The organism is Streptomyces armeniacus (genome assembly GCF_003355155.1).
In the GTDB taxonomy this organism is placed as follows: Bacteria; Actinomycetota; Actinomycetes; order Streptomycetales; family Streptomycetaceae; genus Streptomyces; species Streptomyces armeniacus.
This window is the reverse complement of the sequence record NZ_CP031320.1, coordinates 4,366,302-4,388,090: the sequence shown is the minus strand read 5'-3', so window position 1 is coordinate 4,388,090 and position 21,789 is coordinate 4,366,302. Positions and strand designations below refer to the sequence as shown.

General features: G+C 72.6%; 21 protein-coding genes and 1 riboswitch. Of the genes, 6 read left to right on the top strand and 15 right to left on the bottom strand.

Features of this window, described 5'->3' with window-relative positions; all coding sequences use genetic code 11:
- The first annotated feature begins 49 nt into the window (after positions 1–49).
- Positions 50–811 (top strand): pyridoxamine 5'-phosphate oxidase family protein, encoded by a 762-nt coding sequence (locus tag DVA86_RS18985; protein WP_208879880.1) that lies wholly within the window; start codon positions 50–52, stop codon positions 809–811.
- A gap of 180 nt (positions 812–991) precedes the next feature.
- On the opposite strand, the gene DVA86_RS18980 is transcribed toward DVA86_RS18985, so the two are convergent.
- The 3 genes from DVA86_RS18980 to DVA86_RS18970 all read right to left on the bottom strand — a co-directional run bounded on the left by DVA86_RS18980 (position 992) and on the right by DVA86_RS18970 (position 3,744).
- Complete coding sequence (locus DVA86_RS18980; RefSeq protein ID WP_245996782.1) at positions 992–1,966, bottom strand: DMT family transporter; 975 nt, start codon at positions 1,964–1,966, stop codon at positions 992–994.
- 161 nt (positions 1,967–2,127) lie between these two features.
- On the bottom strand, positions 2,128–3,132 hold the full coding sequence (locus DVA86_RS18975) for an EamA family transporter (RefSeq protein WP_208879879.1): 1,005 nt from the start codon (positions 3,130–3,132) through the stop codon (positions 2,128–2,130).
- Positions 3,133–3,144: 12 nt separating this feature from the next.
- Complete coding sequence (locus DVA86_RS18970) at positions 3,145–3,744, bottom strand: peptidase (protein ID WP_245996780.1); 600 nt, start codon at positions 3,742–3,744, stop codon at positions 3,145–3,147.
- A 143-nt stretch (positions 3,745–3,887) separates the two neighbouring features.
- Here DVA86_RS18970 and DVA86_RS18965 point away from each other — a divergent pair, with 143 nt between their 5' ends.
- Positions 3,888–4,103, top strand: coding sequence for a hypothetical protein (locus DVA86_RS18965; protein ID WP_245996777.1), 216 nt, complete (start codon positions 3,888–3,890; stop codon positions 4,101–4,103).
- A 16-nt stretch (positions 4,104–4,119) separates the two neighbouring features.
- Here DVA86_RS18965 and DVA86_RS18960 read toward each other — a convergent pair whose 3' ends face one another.
- Together DVA86_RS18960 and DVA86_RS18955 are read right to left on the bottom strand one after the other, a co-directional pair.
- Positions 4,120–4,722, bottom strand: coding sequence for a PadR family transcriptional regulator (locus DVA86_RS18960; RefSeq protein WP_208879876.1), 603 nt, complete (start codon positions 4,720–4,722; stop codon positions 4,120–4,122).
- 158 nt (positions 4,723–4,880) lie between these two features.
- On the bottom strand, positions 4,881–5,684 hold the full coding sequence (locus DVA86_RS18955; RefSeq protein ID WP_425470868.1) for a CPBP family intramembrane glutamic endopeptidase: 804 nt from the start codon (positions 5,682–5,684) through the stop codon (positions 4,881–4,883).
- A gap of 172 nt (positions 5,685–5,856) precedes the next feature.
- On the opposite strand from DVA86_RS18955, the gene DVA86_RS18950 reads away from it, so the two are divergent.
- On the top strand, positions 5,857–7,692 hold the full coding sequence (locus DVA86_RS18950) for a substrate-binding domain-containing protein (protein ID WP_208879874.1): 1,836 nt from the start codon (positions 5,857–5,859) through the stop codon (positions 7,690–7,692).
- A gap of 80 nt (positions 7,693–7,772) precedes the next feature.
- Here the strand turns inward: DVA86_RS18950 and DVA86_RS18945 are convergent, their stop codons facing one another.
- Positions 7,773–9,266 (bottom strand): glutamate-cysteine ligase family protein, encoded by a 1,494-nt coding sequence (locus DVA86_RS18945; protein WP_208879872.1) that lies wholly within the window; start codon positions 9,264–9,266, stop codon positions 7,773–7,775.
- A 539-nt stretch (positions 9,267–9,805) separates the two neighbouring features.
- On the opposite strand from DVA86_RS18945, the gene DVA86_RS18940 reads away from it, so the two are divergent.
- Positions 9,806–10,405, top strand: coding sequence for a hypothetical protein (locus DVA86_RS18940; protein WP_208879870.1), 600 nt, complete (start codon positions 9,806–9,808; stop codon positions 10,403–10,405).
- 384 nt (positions 10,406–10,789) lie between these two features.
- The gene (locus tag DVA86_RS18935) at positions 10,790–10,996 is read left to right on the top strand and encodes a DUF5999 family protein (protein WP_222623333.1); all 207 of its coding nucleotides are present in this window, start codon (positions 10,790–10,792) and stop codon (positions 10,994–10,996) included.
- A 162-nt stretch (positions 10,997–11,158) separates the two neighbouring features.
- On the opposite strand, the gene gcvP is transcribed toward DVA86_RS18935, so the two are convergent.
- The gene (gene gcvP, locus DVA86_RS18930; RefSeq protein ID WP_208879867.1) at positions 11,159–14,044 is read right to left on the bottom strand and encodes an aminomethyl-transferring glycine dehydrogenase; all 2,886 of its coding nucleotides are present in this window, start codon (positions 14,042–14,044) and stop codon (positions 11,159–11,161) included.
- Positions 14,045–14,232: 188 nt separating this feature from the next.
- A riboswitch (glycine riboswitch) is annotated at positions 14,233–14,331 on the bottom strand.
- A gap of 144 nt (positions 14,332–14,475) precedes the next feature.
- Here gcvP and DVA86_RS18925 point away from each other — a divergent pair.
- Positions 14,476–14,877, top strand: coding sequence for a PRC-barrel domain-containing protein (locus tag DVA86_RS18925; RefSeq protein WP_208879865.1), 402 nt, complete (start codon positions 14,476–14,478; stop codon positions 14,875–14,877).
- Here DVA86_RS18925 and DVA86_RS18920 read toward each other — a convergent pair.
- The 8 genes from DVA86_RS18920 to DVA86_RS18885 all read right to left on the bottom strand — a co-directional run bounded on the left by DVA86_RS18920 (position 14,769) and on the right by DVA86_RS18885 (position 21,749).
- Positions 14,769–16,427, bottom strand: coding sequence for a DNA polymerase IV (locus DVA86_RS18920; protein WP_208879864.1), 1,659 nt, complete (start codon positions 16,425–16,427; stop codon positions 14,769–14,771). The genes DVA86_RS18925 and DVA86_RS18920 overlap by 109 nt on opposite strands.
- A 33-nt stretch (positions 16,428–16,460) precedes the next feature.
- Positions 16,461–17,063: a MerR family transcriptional regulator gene (locus DVA86_RS18915; RefSeq protein WP_208879862.1), complete on the bottom strand. Its 603-nt coding sequence runs from the start codon at positions 17,061–17,063 to the stop codon at positions 16,461–16,463.
- A gap of 195 nt (positions 17,064–17,258) precedes the next feature.
- Positions 17,259–17,732 carry a bifunctional nuclease family protein gene (locus DVA86_RS18910; RefSeq protein WP_027750355.1) on the bottom strand — a complete coding sequence of 158 codons (474 nt, stop codon included), beginning with the start codon at positions 17,730–17,732 and terminating at the stop codon, positions 17,259–17,261.
- Positions 17,733–17,807: 75 nt separating this feature from the next.
- Entirely contained in the window at positions 17,808–18,560 is a 753-nt protein-coding gene (ftsR, locus tag DVA86_RS18905; protein ID WP_208879860.1) for a transcriptional regulator FtsR, read from the bottom strand.
- 20 nt (positions 18,561–18,580) lie between these two features.
- Positions 18,581–19,423, bottom strand: a complete 843-nt coding sequence (locus DVA86_RS34975) for a double zinc ribbon and FHA domain-containing protein (protein WP_222623434.1) — start codon at positions 19,421–19,423, stop codon at positions 18,581–18,583.
- A gap of 124 nt (positions 19,424–19,547) precedes the next feature.
- On the bottom strand, positions 19,548–20,498 hold the full coding sequence (locus DVA86_RS18895) for a DUF881 domain-containing protein (RefSeq protein WP_208879856.1): 951 nt from the start codon (positions 20,496–20,498) through the stop codon (positions 19,548–19,550).
- Positions 20,499–20,503: 5 nt separating this feature from the next.
- Positions 20,504–20,836 (bottom strand): small basic family protein, encoded by a 333-nt coding sequence (locus tag DVA86_RS18890; RefSeq protein ID WP_208879855.1) that lies wholly within the window; start codon positions 20,834–20,836, stop codon positions 20,504–20,506.
- A gap of 22 nt (positions 20,837–20,858) precedes the next feature.
- Positions 20,859–21,749 (bottom strand): DUF881 domain-containing protein, encoded by an 891-nt coding sequence (locus DVA86_RS18885; protein ID WP_208879853.1) that lies wholly within the window; start codon positions 21,747–21,749, stop codon positions 20,859–20,861.
- Positions 21,750–21,789: the final 40 nt, after the last annotated feature.

Sequence of the window (21,789 nt, the reverse complement as noted above, 5' to 3'; positions counted from 1 at the left end):
CACAGAACAGCAAGTCGCCCGCCGACGCAGACAGGCAAAGGAGACAGCCGTGACCCCCGCGCCGCCCGCCGCCACCGGCAGCTACCCCCGCAGCGAGCACACGACGCCCACCCGCAAGCCCGACCGGGCGTCGTACGACCGGGAGGTGGTGCACTCGATACTCGACCAGGAATACGTCTGCCACCTCGGCTTCGTCCGCGACGGCCGCCCCGTCGTGCTGCCGACGCTCTACGCCCGCGTCGGCGAGCGCCTGTACGCGCACGGCTCCACCGGTTCCCAGCCGCTGCGCGCCGCCGGGCAGCCCAACGGCGCGGCAGGACGGACCGGTTCGGACGGCCAGGACGGCGAGGACGGCGAGGGCCGGCCGGGCAGCCCGGACGACGGCGGTCCCGGGATGCCCGTGTGCCTCACCGTCACCCACGTCGACGGTCTGGTCCTGGCCCGCACCGCCTTCCACCACTCCCTCAACTACCGCTCGGTGGTGGTGCAGGGCACCGCGCGCCAGGTCACCGACCGCGACGAACGCGTCGCCGCGCTCGACGCACTGGTGGACAACGTCCTGCCGGGGCGCGCCGCCGACTGCCGGCCCGCCGACCCCAAGGAGCTGGCGGCCACGGCGGTGATCGCGCTCGATCTGAACGAGGTGTCCGCCAAGATCCGCTCCGGCGGCCCCAGTGACGACCCGGAGGACGTCCCGCTGCCGTACTGGACGGGCGTGGTCCCGGTGTCCCGCGCGTACGGCGAGCCGGTGCCGGCCGACGACCTGGCGCCGGGCACGTCGCTGCCGGAGTACCTGCGCCGGGTGGGCTGAACGCCGGGTGCGGGCGCGGCGGTTCCGCCCGCACGCCCGCACCCGGCGCACGCTGTCCCGTATGGCGCGTCCGGAAAAACGCATCCGCACGGATGCTTCCGTACGGACCGCACAGACGCTTCGCTACGGACGCAGAAGCGCTTCCGTACGGACGTAGATGCGCTCCCGTACGGAGTCGCCTCAGGCGGTCGCTGCCGCCGCCCGCCGCGCCGCCGCGAGACGGGCCTCGGCCAGGGCCAGGCCGCCCGCCGCGGCCAGCAGGAGCAGCGTGCCCGCGACGGTCGCCGCCGTGAGCCGTTCGCCGAGCAGGAGCACCGCGATCACGGCCGCGCTGACCGGCTCGATCAGCATGATGACCGAGACGGTGGCGGCCCGTACGACCGCGGCGCCCGCGAAGTACAGCGCGTACGCGAGCGCACTCGGCACCGCCGCCACGTAGGCAAGCAGCAGTGCGACCCGCGCCGGGTCGGCGGTGTGCGGCAGCAGTCCCTCGGCGGCGCCGAGCGGCAGCAGGCAGACGGCGCCGATGCCGAACGCCCATACGGTGGTGGTGAAGGCGTCGCCTCCGCCGCCGTTCCGGCCGGTCCAGCGGGTGAGGAGCGTGACGGCCGCGTAGCCGGCCGCGGACAGCAGCGCGAGGGCGACGCCCAGCGGGCGTACGGTGCCTCCTCCCCCGCCCGCGAACAGCACGAGCAGCCCGGCGAGCGCGCCGGTCACGGCGGCGAGGCCGGCGCGGCCGAGCCGTTCGCCCATGGTGAGCCGGGCGCCCAGGGCGATGACGACGGGTCCGGCGCCGAGCGCGACGACGGTGGCGACGGCGAGCCCGGTGTGCTGTACGGCGGCGAAGTAGGCCGTCTGGAAGAGGGTCAGGCCGAGTCCGGTGGCCAGCACCTGGACGGCGCGGTGCGGGCGCCGGCCGGCCGGCTCACAGGAGGACGGGCGGCGCCCACGCCGTACGGCGGCCACCGCGAGCAGCAGCGCCAGCCCGCCCGCGTAGCGCCAGAAGGAGAGGGCGACGGGCCCGAGGTCGCTGGACCGGTAGACGAGTGACGCCGCCGCTCCGGCGGTGCCCCAGGCGGCTCCGGCGACGGCGAGACAGAACAGTCCCCGGCCCACGGGCAGGCCGGGGGAAACGGGAAGGACGGTATTCGACACGTGTGTGCTCCGCGCAGTCAGGAATCGGTCGTTGATCCCGTCTGCGGGCGGCGACGACCGACGCGGCGGCGGAGACGCGACGTCCCGCTGCGCGGTCTTTCCTCAGCTGCCCGCCCTACGCGGCGGGCGGTGACAGCACTGCCGAATACATGAGCGTCACCCTACGAGGCGCTCTTCCCCACCGGCAAACCCTCCGCCGCGCCGGCCCCGGCCGCCACCGGCTCCGCCGCGGCGGGCCTCGGCGCGGAGCTCTGCGCGATGAACGCGCCCGCCAGCACGATGGCCCCACCCGCGATCTGCGGCGCGGACAGGTGCTCGCCCAGCAGCACCCACGCCAGGCCGGTGGCAATGACCGCCTCGAGGCAGGCGACCACGCCGGCGACCTGCGGCGAGAGCCTGCGTACGGACACCACCCCGGTCAGGTACGCGGCCACCGTCGCGACGAGCACGATCCAGGCCAGCAGGGCGAGTCCGGGCACCGCGGTGCCGTCCATGTACGCGTCCTCGCCGAGCACCGACCAGTCCATCGTCCAGGGGCGCGCGACCACCGTCAGCACCACGGCGCCGACCAGCAGTCCGTACGCGATCACGCCGAGCGGGTCCGGCACCTCGCGGCCGCCCTTCCCGTCGCTGCCGTGGTCCGACAGCACGAAGTAGCCGACCTGGCAGCAGGCCGCGCCGAGCGCGAGGAGCAGCCCGACGGGGTCGAACGCCATGCCCGTCCACACCTCGACGACGCACGCCAGTCCGCCGACCGCCAGCGTCACGCCGACCGCGGCGGCCCGGGTCACCGGCCGGCGCTGCACGAAGTGCACCCAGCCGAGGACGAGGGCGGGCGCCAGGTACTCGATGAGGAGCGCCACCCCGACCGGGATACGGGAGATCGCCGCGAAGTAGCACGCCTGCACGCCCGCGACGGCCAACAGTCCGAACCCCACGAGGAGGCCCGGCCGTTGGCGTAGCAGGCCGCGGTGCCGCCAGGCCAGCGGCAGTGTGACGAGGGCCGCGCCCGCGACCCGCAGCCAGGTGACGTGCAGCGGTTCCAGGCCCGCCTCGATCAGCGGCTTGGCCGCGGGTCCGGAGCCGCCGAAGGCGAAGGCGGAGACGAGGGCGATGGTGAGTCCGAGGCGCCGGGCCGGCGCAGCGGAGGTCGACGTGGCGTGCATCGGCACATCATGTCAAGCTCCGACAGGAGTGTCACCCCGTTCACACCTGTCGCGGTCGTGGGCCGCGAGCGCCGCCACGTCGGCCTCCGCTGCGCCGGCCCGTACCAGCACCTCGACGGCCCGGCACGCGCCGTCCTCGGCCAGTGCGGCCAGCAGGTCCCGCCCCTCGACCCGTACGGCACCGCGGTCGCGTGCGCGCCGCAGCGCGCGTTCCAGCGCGGCGGCCGCGGACGGCGACCAGCCGGTAATGCCCGCTTCGGGTACGGCGGGGAGCGCGCCGGAGTCCTCCACCGAGCCCTGCCAGCGCAGTCCGTAGCCGATGCTGCGCTGCACCAGATAGCCGAGGAGCCGGCCGGCCCGCGGGCCGTCGCCCCCCAGCAACTCCCAGACGCCGGGGTCGCATTCGAGCAGGCTGTGCAGCAAGTGCGCCGTGTCGACCTGCCGGTCCGCGTCACGCGACGCGCGGCGCCGGGCACTGGCGACCGCCGAGGCCAGTTCACCGCTGAACCAGTCCTCGGATGACCGGCCCACCGGCCGCTTGGACACCGTACGACTCTGCACGGGACCACTCGACCACAACGGTCGTTCCGGGACATCCGGCCGCGGAGGCATATGCCCGTCACACCGGAGTTGTGCGCGCGTACGGGCCGCCTCCTCCTTGAGGACGAGAAATGACCCTGACCGCCCCCGGTCGTACACACTTGGGCAACAGCCCCGCACCAGCCGCCCGTTACCGCCCCCGGCCGAGGAGACCGATGGCCACGCCCGCCGAACCCGTCCTCGACTGCTGGATGGTGGCGCTGCTCGGGGCCGACGGGCGGCAGTACGTGTACCGGGTGTACGCGCCGCCCGACGCGATACCGGGCGACCTGTTCTGGGCGGCCTTCCACTGCCACGACGACTTACGCTGCCCGCGCGCGCTCGACTGGTTCGACGCCGCGGAGATATGGCAGCCGGTGGCGGACCCGTGACGGCACACGGGGGCGCTCAGTCGCGGTCCTCCTCCGCGAGGATCAGATACAGCTTCTTGCGGGCCTCGTTGACCACGCCGAGCGCCTTCTCGCGCTGCTCCGGCGTGCCCGTCGACCACACCTGCTTGAACGCCTCGATGAGGCCGCCGCCGGCCTTGCGGATCTCGTTCATCGCCTCCCAGTCGACGCCGCGGCCGGCTTCCTCCCAGGGGGCCTCCGGGCCGGACTCGGCCTCCGTACGGCCCGCCTCGGTCAGCGAGAACAGCTTCTTGCCGCCCTCGCTCGCGCTCGTGATGAGGCCCTCGTCCTCGAGCAGCTGGAGCGTCGGGTACACCGAGCCGGGGCTCGGCTTCCACGTGCCGCCGCTGCGCTCGGCGATCTCCTGGATCATCTCGTAGCCGTGCATCGAGCGGTCCTTGAGCAGCGCGAGGATCGACGCGCGTACGTCACCCCGGCGCGCCCGTCCGCGCGGCCCGCCGCGTCCGCGGCCCCGGCCACCGAAGGGCGGTCCGTCGCCGAACGGCGGCCCGAACGGCCCGAAGGCCGAGCGCCGGCCTTCCGCGCCCCGTCCCTGGGGGCCCCACTGACTCCGGCAGTGTTCGTGTCCTTGTGCGTGCATGGTTCGCTTCCTTACCTCGGGAACCTGTCGTGATGGGTCAACGATATATCGGAAACACGGTTACGACAAGGCCCGCTCGCGATCCCCCTCCGGACGGCGGGGAGCGAGCGGGCCGATTCCCGCGAGGGCGTGTTCCGGGCACCGCCCACGGCCCGGGCTCAGGCCGTGGGCAGCCAGCTCACCTTCCCGGCGAGCAGCGCGTACCCGACGAACGCCACGATGTCGATGAACGCGTGCGCCGCGACGAGCGGCCCGACCCGCCCCCAGCGGCGGTACAGCAGCACGAAGATCACGCCCATCGCCATGTTCCCGAGGAACCCGCCGATGCCCTGGTAGAGGTGGTACGTGCCGCGCAGCACGGCGCTCGCAGCCAGGGCGCCCATCGCGGTCCAGCCGGTCTGGTCCAGCCTGCGCAGCAGATAGCCGACGACGATCACCTCCTCCAGTACGGAGTTCTGCACCGCGGAGAGGATCAGGACGGGGATCTTCCACCACACGTCGGGCAGGTTCTCCGGCACGATCGTGAGGCTGAACCCGGCGGCGCGTGCGCCGAGGTAGAGCAGCAGCCCCGTGCCGCCGATGGCCGCCGCGACGCCGAGGCCGCGGGTCGCGTCGAAGCCCGGGCGCCGCCGGTCGAAGCCCACGGCGCGCAGCCCGCCCGCGCCCTCGCGGGTCAGCAGGTGGGCCACCAGCGCCACCGGCACCAGGGCGGTGGCGATCCCGAACAGCTGCCAGGCGAGATCCAGCCACGGCCGGTCGGGCGCGCGCGAGGTGTTCAGCTCGGCGGCCTGGTCGGCCAGCCCGCCCGGCTCGGTCAGCGAGCCGGTGAAGCTGATCAGCGACGACAGCGCGCTCGCGCCGAGCGAGAGCGCCAGCACGAGCAACGTCTCCCGGCGCAGAGTCGTACGGGCCGGCCCGTCCCCGTACGAAGAGGGTGCGGCGTCACTCGCCTCCGCATGCACAGATGCCTCCAGTTCCGCAATCCCGCCTCATCAGGTCTCCCGCAACGCTAGGGTCTCGACTGCACGTACGAAGATCGCTCGCGACAGGCCGGGGGCCGAGCGCCAGCCGACAGGTGTGCCGCCCCTCCCTCCGATGTGACCCGAGAAGGCTTCGAAGAGAGGCGCGCACGCCATGGGACGTCACAGCTTGCCGGATGACCCCGATCCGTACTCCGCGGGGGCCGCTCCCGCGCTGCCGCCGTCCGGGCCGTCCGGCGCGCCGCGCCGCCGCAAGCGCCGCCGCACGCTGCTCGTCACCACCGCCGTCGTCCTCGCACTCGGCGCCGGAACGGCGGTCGCCGCGCGCAGCGGGCTGCTGCCCTTCGACGAGCCCTGCGAGGGGGACACGGTACGGCTGAAGGTCGCGGCCGAGCCGTCCGTCGCGCCCGCGCTGCGTACGGTCGCGGACCGCGCCCGCGAGAACCACACCACCTCCGACGGGCAGTGCCTGGATATCAGGGTCAGCGACCGTACGGGTGCCGAGATGGCCGGCACCCTCGGCAGCGGCTCCGACGCCGGATACGACGTCTGGCTGCCGGACTCCGCGCTGTGGGTGAGCCGCGCGGCCTCCTCCGGGAAGGCGCTCCCCCTGGAGAGCACCGGAAGCGTCGCCTCCTCGCCGCTTGTCCTCGCCGCCGTGCCGGACGCGGCGAAGAAGCTCGGCTGGCCGGAAAAGACCTACAGCTGGGCCGAGCTCGCCGCCGCCACCGAGAAGGACGCCCTGCGCGTCGGCAGCGCCGACCCGGCCCGCAGCGCCACGGGCCTGCTCTCCCTCGCGCACATCCAGCGGTCGACGGCGGGCGGCAAGGACGGCGGCGGGAAAGGCAAGGGCGACGACGCCGACATACGGACCGCCGCCACCGCCAAGCTCCTCTCCGAACGCACCGCCCCCGGCGACCCGCAGGTGCTCGCCACCCTCCCCCGCGACGCCTCCGGCGCCGAGACGGGCAACCCTCAGCGCAACCAGGCGCTGCTCCTCTCCGAACAGGCCGCGTACGCCCACAACACCGGCCAGGAGAACGCCCCCGACCTCCGGCTGTTCTCCCCCGGGGACTCCACGGCCGTGCTCGACTACCCGTACACCGTGCTCGACGCCGAGAACCTCGGCACCGCCAAGACCCGCGCCGCCACCCGCTTCCAGACCCTGCTCGGCAGCGACTCGGGCCGGCGGGTCCTGCGGGACCACGGCTTCCGTACGGGACACGGGCAGGCCGACGACACCCTGGCCCGTACGGCGGGCAGCCGCGACCCGCAGCCCTACGGCGAGCCGCCCGCCGACCCGCCGAAGACCGAGGAGCTCAACGCGGTGCTGGGCATGTGGACGGTCACCGTGCAGAGCGCGCGGCTGACCACCGTCGTGGACGCGTCCGCGTCGATGTCCGCGCCGGTCCCGGACAGCCAGGGGCAGAGCCGTATGACGGTCACCAAGTCGTCGCTGCTGCAGGCCCTTTCGCAGTTCACCGACGACGACGAGATCGGCCTGTGGGACTTCGCCGTCCGGCTGGACGGCGACCGCGACTACCGCAAGCTGGTGCCCGCCCAGCGCCTCGGCGAGCGTACGGACGACGGGGGCACGCAGCGCGAACGGCTCACCGCCGCGTTCGGCTCCCTGGAGCCGATCGAGGGCGGCGCGACCGGGCTGTACGACACGGCGCTGGCGGCGTACAAGGACGCGCGGGACACGTACGCCGAGGGCCGGTTCAACGCCCTGGTGGTGCTGACCGACGGCGCCAACGAGGACCCGGGCAGCGTGTCCCGCGCCGAACTGGTCAAGAAGCTCCGCCAGCTGGCCGGCACCGAGCGGCCCATCCCGCTGATCGCCATCGCGGTCGGCCCGGACGCCGACGAGGCGGCGTGCCGGGAGATCGCCGAGGCGACCGGCGGCTCCTCGTACCAGGTCAGCGATCCCGCGGAGATCCACGAGGTGATCCTGAAGGCGATCATGTCGGCGGGCCAGTCGGGCGGCTGACGTGCCCGCACCCGCACCTGCACCCGCCGCGTCCCGGGCCGCCCGCGCGGTGCGGCGGCGCGGGACGCGGCACGCCGCGGCTACGGCCCGACGGGCCAGCTGTGCACCGGCTCCTCCGTACGGACCAGCTCGCAGTACCTCCTCGTCATCGCCGTCAACGCCTTCTCCCGGTCCAGCCCGGCCGCCTGCGCCCGGTGGAAGGAGGCGGCCTGCCAGGACGCCCCGTTCGTACGGAGCCGGCAGCGCTCCTCGACCACGGACAGATAGCGGTCCCGGTCCGCCGGCTCGATGCCCCAGGCATCCAAGCCAGACGCCGCGAGCGGCAGCAGCTCGTCCCGTATGAGCCGCACGGCGGGCACCGTGGCCGGGCCGCCGCGCCCGTGCCGCGGCCAGTGCAGCTCGGCCTCGATGCCGTGGCGGCAGGCGTTGTCGAAGTTCTCCCGCGCGGTGGCGAACGGCATGCGCTTCCACACCGGACGCGGATCGTCGGCAAGCGCGCGCACGAGGCCGTAGTAGAAGGCCGTGTTGGCGAGCACGTCGGTGACCGTGGGGCCCGCGGGCAGGACGCGGTTCTCCACCCGCAGGTGCGGTACGCCGTCGGCGACGCCGTACACGGGGCGGTTCCAGCGGTAGACGGTGCCGTTGTGCAGGACGAGTTCGGCCAGGGCGGGTATGCGGCCCGCGTCGAGCTCCGCCCGCGGGTCCTCGTCTTCGCAGAGCGGCAGCAGGGACGGGAAGTAGCGGACGTTCTCCTCGAAGAGGTCGTACACCGAGTTGATCCAGCGCTCCCCGAACCAGGTGCGCGGCCGCACGCCCTGCGCCGCGAGTTCGGGCGGCCGGGTGTCGGTCGCCTGCAGGAAGAGCGGCGGGCGCGACTCGCGCCACAGCTCACGGCCGAACAGGAACGGCGAGTTGGCGCCGAGCGCGATCTGCGGGCCGGCGATGGCCTGAGCGGCGTTCCACACGTTCGCGAACCGGCTCGGCGTCACCTGGAGGTGCAACTGCACCGAGGTGCAGGCCGCTTCGGGCGCTATGGAGCCGGAGACGTAGCTGAGGTGCTCGACGCCCTGGATGTCGAGCGTGACCTCCTCGCCGCGCGACGCCATGATCTGGTCGTTGAGCAGGGTGTAGCGGTCGACGGCGGAGAGGTTCGCGGACACCAGGTCCTCGCCCGTGAGCGTGGGCAGGATCCCGATCATCACGATCCGCGCGGCGACCTCGCGGGCCTGCCGGTCGGCGTACGCGAGCCCGGTGCTCAGCTCCTCGGCGAGCTGGTCGAAGACGCGCCCCGTCAACTGGTGCGGGACGATGTTGACTTCGAGGTTGAACTGCCCGAGCTCCGTCTGGAAGTCCCGGCTGCCGATCCGCTCCAGCACCTGCGCGTTCATCATCCGGGGCTGACCGCCGGCGTCGGCGAGATTCAGCTCGATCTCCAGCCCCATCATGCTGCGGGGGCGGTCGAACCGCTGCTCCCGCAGTAGCCGTTCCAAACCCTCCAGGCACAGCCGCAGCTTGCTGCGGTACCTCTGCCGGTCGGCCAGGCCGAATCTGTCGGCCGCGACCTTCTCTCCCATCGGGGCGTTCCTCCTCTGACGGCGGTGCGGGACTGCTGGGCTTGGGGGGTGCGGGGCCGGATACGGCCGGGGTCACACGTATGACGAAGGATTGATGCCCGTCCGTATGATCGATAACGCCTCCCCGGAGCCGCCGTCGGCCGTTACCCTTGACGGAGAGACCGGCAGGCACATTCCATCGGCATACGGCAGTGGCCCACGCCACTCGCACAAAGGCTCGTGAAATGCGCCGAAAGCTTTCGGCCGACCACATTCCGAGGGAAATCCGAGGCAGCGCACATGCGGTCGGCGCGTAACCGGAGAAATACCCCCGCCAAATCGTCCGGATTTCCCCTTGTTGAAATGCTGCGGGGGTTCTAGCGGAAACATGGTGGGAACAAAGGTCGTATAAACTCCTCGAACGAGGCAGAGACTTGGTGCCCGAACGGCCCACGACCGTCGACGCCCTCCCAGCCGCCCTCCGCGGCTTTCCGTACGCCGACAGCGCCGTCCGCGCACCGTCCTCGCACCGCCATGTCTCCGATGAGAGGCGACCCATCATGCCCTTGCGTATGTCCCCGGCTCCGGCTCCCGCGCTGCGCAGTCTCCTCGACGCGCTCGGCTCCCCCGCCGCCGGGATCACGGGCGCACCGCGACCCGACCTCCCGCTGCCCATCCACGAGATCGCCCGCGTCGGCCAGCGGCAGGGCCCGCCGAGCACCCGGCTCACCGGGTGGCGCTTCCTGCTGCGCGACCGGCCACCGGGCGCCGCCGACGGTGCGGGGGACGCGCAGGCGGTCGTCGTGGGGGCGGCCGAGGTCATGATGTCCGCGGAGGGCTGGTCGTTCGCGCACTTCCGGGAGGGCCCGTACGTGTCCTCCACCGAGCGCGCCATGGAACAGGCAGGCGCGCTGCCGCTGCCGTACCAGCCGCGCCTGCTGTCCGTGCCCGAGCTGTACATGCTCACGCTGTGGCTGCACGGCGACGCCGACGCGGACCCCGCCGAGGGCTCACCGGCCGCGTCGGACCTGCTGATCCCGCTGGCCCCGGCGCCGCCCGGGATCGCCGCGCACCAGCCGCACCGGGTCGACGCGCTGCTGCCGCTGCTCACGCACCGGCTGGTGGCCTCCTCCTCGCCGCTGCTCGGTACGGCTGTCTGACCCGGCGGAACCGTCCCGTCCGGCACGGCTGCCCGGCCCCGTACGGCCGTCCGACCGCCCGCCGACCAGCCGCCGGCCGGCGTACCGCTCGCACACGGAGCGGCGCGCCGGCCGGCGGCTGCCGTGCCGCGCCCGGGCCGCCCGGCTCCCTCCCCCGCGGGCGTAGCCCTCCGCGTTCTTACGGCTACCCGAAAGGACCGGATCCCGAGGGCAACCGCTCGAGTGGGTGACGCGTCTCAAACCTGTGAGGAGTGCTGCCGCAAAATGCCTGCGGATTCTCGTCCGCAGGGCAACACTGGGGACAGACCGACGAAACGGGGGGCGGCGATGGACACCGCACCGAGCCGCAGGACAGACACCGACTCACAACGGAAGACACCGCAAATGTGCCAGCACCAGCCACCGTGCCCGACCGCAGAATCCGCCGACCGGGAAGCCGCGCACCTCGTGGCGCACTTCCCCGAACAGGGCTGGAGCCTGCTGTGCAACGGGGTCCTGCTCTTCGAGGACACCGGTGAGCTGCTGCCGGACGGCAAGGTCATCGCGCCGCACCGTCCGATCGACAGCGAGCGCATCATCACCGCCGCCTGACACGGCGCGCACCGCTCGCCTCAACTCAGCGCCGTCCGCACGGCGCTGAGCGGCACATCACCGAACAGCACAGCACCAGCACCGCCGCAGCACCACGCGGCACCGTACGAACAGGGGCCGGCCCGGCGTCACCGCCGCACCGGCCCCCACCTATGCCGGCTGTCAGCCCTCGTACTCCTCCACCGGCGGGCACGAGCACACCAGGTTGCGGTCGCCGTACGCGCCGTCGATGCGGCGCACCGGCGGCCAGTACTTGTCGGAGGCCTCCACCCCGGCCGGGAAGGCCGCCTCCTCGCGGCTGTACGGGAAGTCCCACTCGCGTCCGAGCTGCGCGGCGCTGTGCGGGGCGTTCCGCAGCGGGTTGTCCGCGACGTCCCACTCCCCCGACGCCACCCGCTCGATCTCCGCGCGGATCGCGATCATCGCCTCGCAGAACCGGTCGAGTTCGGCCAGGTCCTCGCTCTCGGTGGGCTCGATCATCAGCGTCCCGGCGACCGGGAACGACATCGTCGGCGCGTGGAAGCCGTAGTCGATCAGCCGCTTGGCGACGTCGTCGATGCTGACGCCGGTGGCCTTGGTCAGCGGCCGCACGTCGATGATGCACTCGTGCGCGACCAGCCCGTTCGGGCCGGTGTACAGCACGGGGTAGTGCGGCTCCAGGCGCTTCGCGATGTAGTTCGCGCCCAGCACCGCCACCTGCGTCGCCCGGCGCAGGCCCGCGCTGCCCATCAGCCGCACGTACGCCCACGAGATCGGCAGGATGCCGGCCGATCCCCACGGCGCCCCGGACACCGGCCCGATGCCCGTCTCCGGCCCGGCGGAGGGCTGGAGCGGGTGGTTGGGCAGATACGGCGCCAGGTGCGCGCGTACGCCGACGGGCCCCACGCCGGGACCGCCGCCACCGTGCGGGATGCAGAAGGTCTTGTGCAGGTTGAGGTGCGAGACGTCCGCGCCGAACCGGCCCGGCTTGGCCAGCCCGAGCAGCGCGTTGAGGTTCGCGCCGTCCACGTACACCTGGCCGCCCGCGTCGTGCACCGCCGCGCAGATCTCGGTGATGTGCTCCTCGAACACACCGTGCGTGGACGGGTAGGTGACCATCAGCACGGCCAGCCGCTCGCCGTGCTGCTCGATCTTGGCGCGCAGGTCCTCGGCGTCGACGTCGCCGTCGTCGCCCGTCTTCACGATGACGACCCGCATGCCGGCCATCACCGCGCTCGCGGCGTTCGTGCCGTGCGCGGAGGAGGGGATGAGGCAGACGTCGCGCTGCGTGTCGCCGTTGGCGCGGTGGTACGCCCGTACGGCCAGCAGCCCGGCCAGCTCGCCCTGCGAACCGGCGTTGGGCTGGAGGGACACCGTGTCGTAGCCGGTGACCTCGGCCAGCCGCTCCTCCAGTTCGCGGATGAGCGTGAGGTAACCCTGCGCCTGGTCCTCGGGCGCGAACGGGTGCAGCGCGCCGAACTCCGGCCAGGTGACCGGCTCCATCTCGGTGGTGGCGTTGAGCTTCATCGTGCAGGAGCCGAGCGGAATCATGCCGCGGTCCAGCGCGTAGTCGCGGTCGGCGAGCTTGCGCAGGTAGCGCAGCATGGCCGTCTCGGAGCGGTGCTGGTGGAAGACGGGGTGGGTGAGGTAGTCGTCGGTGCGCAGCAGCTCCGCGGGGAGCGCGTCGGCGGTGGCGCCGTCCAGCGCGTCGATGTCGGCCTCGACCCCGAACGCCCGCCAGACGGCGGCCAGCTGGGCGCGCCCGGTGGTCTCGTCGCAGGAGATCCCGACGTGGTCGGCGTCGGTCAGGCGGAGGTTGACGCCCGCCTCCCGCGCCGCCGCGACGACCTGCGCGGCCCGGCCCTCGACGCGCGCGGTGACCGTGTCGAAGTAGGCGCCGTGCACGACATCCACGCCGCCGTCCCGCAGCCCGGCGGCGAGCAGGGCGGCGTACCGGTGCGTGCGCCGGGCGATGCCCGCCAGGCCGTCGGGGCCGTGGTAGACGGCGTACATCCCGGCCATCACGGCGAGCAGCACCTGTGCCGTACAGATGTTGCTGGTGGCCTTCTCACGGCGGATGTGCTGCTCGCGGGTCTGCAGCGCCAGCCGGTACGCCTGGTTGCCGTCCACGTCCTTGGAGACGCCGACGAGCCGGCCGGGCAGGCTGCGCGCGAACGTGTCCTGCACCGCCATGTAGCCCGCGTGCGGCCCCCCGAAGCCCATCGGGACGCCGAAGCGCTGGCTGGAGCCGACGGCGATGTCCGCGCCGAGGTCTCCGGGCGAGGTGAGCAGGGTCAGCGACAGCAGGTCGGCGGCGACGGTGACGATCGCGCCGAGCTCGTGCGCCTGCTCGATGACGGCGCGCGGGTCGCGTACGGCGCCGGACGCGCCCGGGTACTGCAGCAGCACGCCGAACACGCCGCGCTCGGCCACCTCCGCCGGGATGCCGTCGCGGAGGTCGGCGACGACGGTCTCGACCCCGGCCGGCTCCGCGCGCGTACGGATGACGGCGATGGTCTGCGGCAGGCAGTCGGCGTCGATCACGTACACGCCCTGCTTGACCTTGCCGACCCGCCGGGACAGCGCGACGGCCTCGGCGGCGGCGGTGGGCTCGTCGAGGAGCGAGGCGCCGGAGGTGGGCAGTCCGGTCAACTCGGCGACGACGGTCTGGAAGTTGAGCAGGGCCTCGAGCCGGCCCTGCGAGATCTCGGGCTGGTACGGCGTGTACGCGGTGTACCAGGCGGGGTTCTCCAGGACGTTGCGGAGAATGACGGGCGGCGTGAACGTGCCGTGGTAGCCCAGCCCGATCATCGGGTGGAGGACCTGGTTCCGCTGGGCGAGCCCGCGCAGTTCGGCGAGCACCTCCGCCTCGCTTCGCGCGTCGGGCAGCCCGAGCGACTCGGTGCTCTTGATCACGTCGGGCACGGCGGCGGCGGTGAGCTCGTCGAGGGAGCCGTATCCGACCTGCGCCAGCATCTTGGCCTGATCCGCCGCGTCCGGCCCGATGTGGCGGCGCTCGAACGGTACGGCGCTCTCCAGCTCGGCGAGAGAATTGCGGTTGGCGGTCATCTGCGGGGGCCTCCTGGGTCTCTGCGACCTGCGAGGGGCACCATGACGGTGCCCGGACGGCCTCCCCCTCTGTCATCTCAACCTGAGAGCTTCACCGGTCCCGCCCGCTCGCGGGCCGGTCCGGCTTTCACCGTCGGTGAGGGGGACTTCGGCACTCGTCCGCGGCCCGCCCTGCTTTCCAGAGTGACCTCGTCCGTACGGTACGTGAGCCTGAGAGATTCCGGGGAGGAGTTGCTCCTTCGGCGCCTCCGGCACATCTTGCCGGAGAACTCTCCCGTACAGGGTCGACAGCCGTCTTCGAGAGTACCAGCGAGGTTCAGAACGGGTACCCGCAGCGTCAACCGGAGGCCACCGGAATGTCGCTTTTGCTGATCCTGAGGGATTCTGTACTCACGGACATTCCGGAATGACTGCGACCAGTTGGAGGGATCGTGCAGACCGAGATCGATCCGCGGAGCCTGATCGGCCGCAAGGCATTCGACCGCGACGGTGCGCGGATCGGCACCGTCGACGAGGTGTACCTCGACGATGCCACGGGCCAGCCCGAGTGGGCGGCCGTACGGACGGGCCTGTTCAGCCGCGACGCCTTCGTCCCGCTCGAGCCGAGCGAACTGGACGGCGACGCCCTGCGGATTCCCTTCGAACGCGCCCTGATCAAGGACGCGCCGGACTTCGGCGTGGGCCGCCACCTCTCGCCGGAGCAGGAGCTGCAGCTGTACCACCACTACGGCCTCGACGTGCCCGCCACCGGCTCCGAGCCGCCGGGCCCGCCCGCGCCGGACCCGGAGTTCGGCCGCATCGCGGGCTCGGAGGACCGTCCGGCCGGAGGCTGACCGGCCGGGGGCTCACCGGCCGGGGGCTGACCGGCCGGGGACTCACCGGCCGGGGACTCACCGTCTGCCGTGTGGTCCGGCCCGGCGCCGCCCCGTACGGGCTCCTCCGCCCGCGGGGGCGCGCCCTCGCCTGCCGCCGTCGTGACCAGCGGGGGCGGATCGGTGCTGCTCAGGTCCGGGTCGTCCACGGCGAAGGTCCGTACGCGCCCCGGCGCCGATCCGGGCCCCTCGAAGCGCACCGTGACCCGCCCGATGCCGCTGCCCTGGACCCAGCCGGGCCCGTGCACGGCGTGCAGCACGTCGCTGCCCGGGAGCCACCTGCGGGGCGCGCCGGTCCGCTCAGCGGCCGCCTGGTGCGGCGCGGCCGTTCCGCCCGGCGCCGGCTCCGCCCCCGCGGCGGTGGCCGTCTCCCCCGCTCCCGCCTCGCCCGCGTCACTCGCTTCGGCCGCTTCGGCCACCTCCGCCGCGCCCGCGGCCTCCGCCGCCTGCGCGAACAGGTCCTCCTGCGTGAAGTCCGCCAGCCCGCTCACGCCCACGCCCAGCAGCCGTACGCCCGCCGTGGTGTCCACGCTGTCCAGGAGACGGGCCGCGGCCTCCCGTACGACCGCGGGATCGTCCGTGGGCCCGCGCAGCGTCTCGGAGCGGGTCAGCGTCGAGAAGTCGTAGCTGCGCACCTTGATCACGACCGTACGGCCCGACCGCCCCGCCGCGCGCAGCCGCTGCACGCAGCGCTCGGCCAGCCTGTCCAGCTCCGTCTGCACGCGCGTGCGGTCCGTGAGGTCCACGTCGAAGGTGTCTTCCACGGATACGGACTTGGCGTCCCGCTCGGCCACCACCGGCCGCTCGTCGACCCCGTTCGCCATCGCGTACAGCGCGGAGCCGTGCGCCTTGCCGAGCAGCCTGAGCAGCTCGTCCTCCCCCGCCTCCACCGTCTCGCCGACCGTGGTGATCCCGGCCCTGCGCAGCGTCTCGGCGGTGGCCGGCCCGATGCCGGGGAGGATGCGGACGGACAGCGGCGCCAGCAGGTCCCGCTCGGTGCCGGGCTCGATGACCACCAGCCCGTCCGGCTTCGCGTCCTCGGACGCGATCTTGGCGAGCAGCTTGGAGCCGGCCAGGCCCACGGACCCGCTCAGTCCGGTCGCCGCCCGGATGTCCGCCCGCAGCCGATGGGCGACCTCGCGCACGGCCGCGGTGTCCGCGGGTGTGCCGCCGGCCTCCAGGTCGACGAACGCCTCATCGAGGCTGAGCGGCTCCACCAGCGGTGACAGCTCCTGGAGGAGCCCCATCACCACGTCGCTGACCTGGCGGTAGAGCCCGAAGCGGGGAATGAGGTACGCGGCGTTCGGGCAGAGTCTGCGGGCCTGCCCCATGGGCATCGCCGAGTGCACCCCGAAGCGCCGTGCCTCGTACGACGCCGTGGCCACGACTCCGCGCGGCCCGAGGCCGCCCACGATGACCGGCTTCCCGCGCAGGCTCGGCTTGGCCGCCTGTTCCACGGCGGCGTAGAACGCGTCCATGTCGAGATGCAGAATCGTCGGTGCGGACCTCACATCTGTCGATGCTGCCGCAGACCACTGACAATCTCACCCGGCGCGGTTGCCGCGCCGGCGCGCCAGCTCGTCCTCGGGGTGATCCCGGACGATGGTCTCGCCGGTGTCCACGTGCTCGGCGTGCAGCTCGGAGAGCGCGCCCTCGACGTCCTTCCAGACCACGCCCACGGCGATGCCGAAGACGCCCTGGCCGCCCTGGAGCAGATCCACGACGTCGTCCGGCGACGAGCACTCGTAGACGGTGGCGCCGTCGCTCATGAGCGTCATCCGGGCCAGGTCGGTCCTGCCGCGCGACCGCAGGTGCTCGACAGCGGTACGGATGTTCTGCAGCGATACGCCCGTGTCCAGGAGTCTTTTGACGATCTTGAGGACGACGACGTCGCGGAAGCTGTAGAGCCGCTGGCTGCCCGATCCGTACGCGGCGCGGATGCTCGGCTCGACCAGGCCCGTACGCGCCCAGTAGTCCAACTGCCGGTAGGTGATACCGGAGGCCGAGCAGGCCGTGGGGCCGCGGTAGCCGAGCCGTTCGGCGGGACTGCCGTCGGCCGGTACGGCCTCGGAGGCGTGCTGCGCTGGGGGCCCCTGAAGTGGAGGGGATCCGTTCGCCGCCGTGCCGTCTCCGCCGGTGCTGCTCACGCCGACCTCCTCCTTCACATTCCGGGGATAGTCCCCCGGAACCTGCCCAACTGAAGGTAGGCAGTCACCCGGGGTGCGTCAACGATCGCCACACTCGGCACGCCGAGTGATAATCACCCAAAGAGTGGTTTCACGTATCCCGGGTGCGGGAACGGATCAGCGAATGTGCGCGGCGGCCTCCCGGCCGCGTACGCGTCACTGGCTGCTGGTGCCGAAATCCTCCGGCGAGATCTGGTCGAGGAACTCGCGGAACTTCTCCACCTCGTCCTCCTGCTCGTCCGGGATCGCGATCCCGGCGTCGTCCAGCACCCCGTCGCTGCCGAAGATCGGCGTACCCGTACGGAGGGCCAGCGCTATCGCGTCGGACGGCCGGGCGCTCACCTCGACTCCGCTGGCGAACGCCAGCTCGGCGTAGAACACGCCCTCCCGCAGATCAGTGATCCGGACCGCGGTCAGCTCCTGTCCCACCGCCTCCAGCACGTCCTTGAACAGGTCGTGCGTCAGCGGCCGCGCAGGCGTCATGCCCTGCTGCGCGAAGGCGATCGCGGTCGCCTCCCCGGGGCCGATCCAGATGGGGAGGTATCGGTCGCCTCCCACTTCTCGCAGGAGAACGATCGGTTGGTTGGAGGGCATTTCGACCCGGACACCCACAACGTCGAGCTCGTTCACACAGCAACCCTAGGACGTGCCCGGCCTGTTTGGGTAGTCGGGCACCCTTTCGGCGAGGGCATTCGTGTACCCGCGTCAGGGTGCGGGCAGCCGCAGCGCCGTCCGTACGAGCGCGGCGTGGAGCCGCAGGGAGAGCCCCGCGAGCTCTCTGGCGGTGGTCTCGGCCCGTTCCCTGGTGCCCGGATCGCGGTGCTGCCGCAGCGGGGCCACGACCTGTTCCACGAGCCCCGCCTCCCGGTCGGCCGCCGCCTTCACGGTCCGCAGATGGCGCGCCTCCAGCCCGAAGCGGCCGAGGTCGGCCAGCAGCCGGGCGACGGACACGGCACCCATGTCGTATCCGCCGTCCTCGTGCGGGCCGATCAGCCCGTACGACTCCCACTCGGCGAACTGGTCCTCGGTCACCCCCGCCACGGCGACCAGCTCCGCCCTGCCGAGCCGTACAGGGCTGCCTGCGCCCGGTGGCCCGTCCGCCGCTCCGCGGGGCTCAGGGAGCCCGCCAGGGTGCGGGGCGGGCGGCAGGGGCAGCTCCTCACCGCGCGCCAGGGCGTCCAGGTGCTCGCGGATGACCTTCAGCGGGAGGTAGTGGTCGCGCTGCATCCGCAGGACGTAGGCGAGGCGCTCGACGTCGCCGTCCCGGAACTTCCGGTACCCCGACGGCGAGCGCTCCGGCTCCACCAGACCCTCGGACTCCAGGAAACGGATTTTGGAGATGGTGACCTCGGGGAACTCCTCGCGCAGCACCTCGAGCACGGCGCCGATGCTCATCGGCCTGCCGTTCCCCCCGGTGGTGGCGCCGGCTCCGGCGCCACCCGACGGTGTGTGCAGCATGAGCCTTCCCCTGAGACGGGTCAGATGCCTCGCTGGCTCGCGAAGAAGACCAGCCGGTACTTGCCGATCTGCACCTCGTCGCCGTTGGCGAGCGGGACGCCTGTCTCGATCCGCTCACGGTTGACGTACGTCCCGTTCAGGCTGCCGACGTCGGAGACCGTGAAGCCGCCGTCCGGGCCGCGCCTGAACTCGACGTGGCGCCGCGAAACGGTCACGTCGTCCAGGAAGATGTCGCTCTCCGGGTGCCGTCCCGCCGTCGTCAGCTCGCCGTCCAGGAGGAAACGGCTGCCCGAGTTCGGCCCGCGGCGCACGACCAGCAGCGCCGATCCCATGGGGAGAGCGTCGACAGCCGCCTGCGCCTCGGGGGGCAGCGCCACCACGTGCTGGCCGGTGGTCTCCGAGTCGTGGGCCTCCAGGCCGGAGATGGAGATCGTGGACGTCGTCTCCGACGGGGCCTCGCCGGCCGGCATGCCGCCTCGCAGCGGCGCACCGCAGTTGGAGCAGAACCGGCTGGCCTCGGCCGCACGGGTCCCGCACCTCGAACATACCGGCAAGGTAAACCCTCCACCCGTACTTGAGGTTGATGGTTCTTCGAAACCTATGCGGCCCGTCGCTTCGGGGTCAACAGACACCACGCCGGGACCACCCTGATTGGGGCCGCCAGGCGCTCCCACCTCGTCGCGGAAGAGCGGACGCTCGCCCTCGTCTCCCGGGGCACCGCCCTGGGCGGCCTCGCCGTGCCGGGGGGCCCGATGACGGCGCGACTCGCCGCCACCGCCCTCCTTGCGGCTCTTGCCGAACAACCTCGAAAAGAAACTCACGGGCGATTCCCCTCGCACGACACAGACCCGCCCGTGGGGCAGGACAGACCCTCGATGTTCCCACTGGCCATTCCGGACGCCCTGAGAACGTCCCCGGCCTCGGAACAGTTTCCCTCACGGGGGCCGCTGCACCCCCGCCGACCCCCTCGAAGACTCGATCGCCACCTCACTGTGATGACCGAGCGTAGTCAGGCCGCTTCGTGGAACGCAAGGCGTCCACGGTGATCTTCTCCGACCGCGAAACCTCCACGGCGGCCTGCTCCTTCTCCAGCGTCTGCACGACGCCACCTGGGATGTTGAGCGCGGGCTCGAGATCCTTCGGTTCGCCGATCACTTCGAAACGGTACGGCGGGGAGACCGCGTGTCCGTCGATCCGTACATCGGTCGCGCCCTGAAGGTAACTGCTCGCCACCACCCGCACGTTGTTCACCTCAATCGCCTCCGCGCCCGCGGCGCGCAGTTCCTGGATCGTGTCAAGAAGCATGTCGGCCTCGACGGCGCCGCCGGGGTCCCGGACCGTGATGTGCAGCCCCGGGCCCTCGGCGCCGACCGTGCCCGCCAGCACGCCCAGCTGGCGCGCCTTCTGCTGGGTCTGCTTACGGGCCTCTTCGGCCTGGTCCGAGCTGTTCTCCAGCTCCCGTTGCTGGCCCTCCAGGCGCTGCTTCTCGCCCTGGAGCCGCGCGGACCGGTCGTCCAGCTCGTCGAGGATCCGTACGAGGTCCTCCTGGCGGGCGCCGCGCAGCGGTCCGCCCTCGCTGGTCGAGCGCACCTGGATGGCCAGCCCGAGGCCGAGCACGAACAGCAGCACGGCGACGGTGAGTTGGGCCCGGGTGACCCGCGGCGGCCAGACCGCGGCCACGAGGCGCTGCCGCCCGGTCAGCTCCGGGGCGCCGTCGTCCGTGTCCGCGTCCCCGTCCGGGGGCGCGCCGTCGTCCGGCCGGCCGTTCTCGGCGTGCGTCGCCTCGCCGGCGTTCCCGGTGCTCCCGGTGCTCCCGGTGCTCCCGCCGTGACCGTTGCCGCTGCTGCCGTTGTCCGCGTTGTCGCCGCTGTCCTCGGGGCCCTTGGCGGGGCCGGCCTTCCCGGCGTCGTCGGTGCTCCTGGCGTTGTCGTCGCTCATCGGCCTCACGCCCGGAACACGTGCCGGCGGATGGCGGCCGCGTTGGAGAAGATGCGGATGCCGAGGACGACGACCACGCCCGTGGAGAGCTGCGCGCCCACGCCCAGTTTGTCGCCGAGGAAGACGATGAGCGCGGCGACGACGACGTTGGAGAGGAACGACACGACGAAGACCTTGTCGTTGAAGATCCCGTCCAGCATCGCCCGCAGCCCGCCGAAGACCGCGTCCAGTGCCGCGACGACGGCGATCGGCAGGTAGGGCTCCACCACCGTCGGCACCACGGGCCGGACCACGAGTCCGGCCACGACTCCCACGATGAGGCCCAGTACGGCGATCACGATGTGCTGCCCTTTCCTGTCTTCACGGGCTTCCTGTCTTCACTGGCTCCGCCGTCCGTACGGACAGGCTCAGCGCGGCGGGAAGCCGCACCTCGTCCTGTGCGGAGATGTTGTAGCGCACGCCGTAGCTCTCCTTCAGCACCTGCAGGTAGCGCCCGTCGGCGCTGTCCCGGAACGCACTGCTCAGCTTCCGGCCGTCGCCCACGCCGAGCACCGTGTACGGGGGCGCGAGCGGCTTGTTGTCGACCAGTATCGCGTCGCCTGCCGCCCTGATCGCCGAAAGGGCCGTGAGGCGCTGACCGTTGATGGACACCGCCTCGGCGCCCGCGCCCCACAGCCCGTTGACGACGCGCTGCATGTCGCGGTCGCGGATGCGGCCGGTGTCGGAGAACCCGCTGTCGTTGCGCGGCCCGTCACCGCCGTCCTGCTGGGTGTTCTTGGCGTCGTCCACGACCAGCTTGAGGCCCGGGCCCTCGACCGGCGTCGCGCCGGCGAGCAGCGCGGTGAGCGCGCCCTTGTCACCGCCGTGCCGCTCCAGCGCCTCGTTCTGCCGTGCGCTGACGCTCTTGCGCAGCTCCTCGATGCGCTCCTCGAGGGCATCGGCCTCCCGTGTGCCCTCCTCCACGCGGTCGATGAGCTCTTCGCGCTCCTTGGCGACGGTGGGCGCGTCGACCCGCGCCTGCACCGCCCCGACGGTGACGACGAGCGCGGCCAGTACGAGTCCGGCGGCGAGCCACAGCTTCGCGTTCAGGGTGCGGGGCAGCCCGGACCGGCCCGCGGCGACGTCGCGGGCGGCGGCCTCGGCGTATCCGTCGTCGAGGCTGTGATCCATCACGTTGGTCAGCAGCGACATCGAGGCGTCCGGACGCGCAGGCCGCGATGCGGTACTCCGTCCGGGGTGCTGCTGCGGCATGCCGCACATCGTCGCACGTCGACGGTGCTGCCGCCGAACG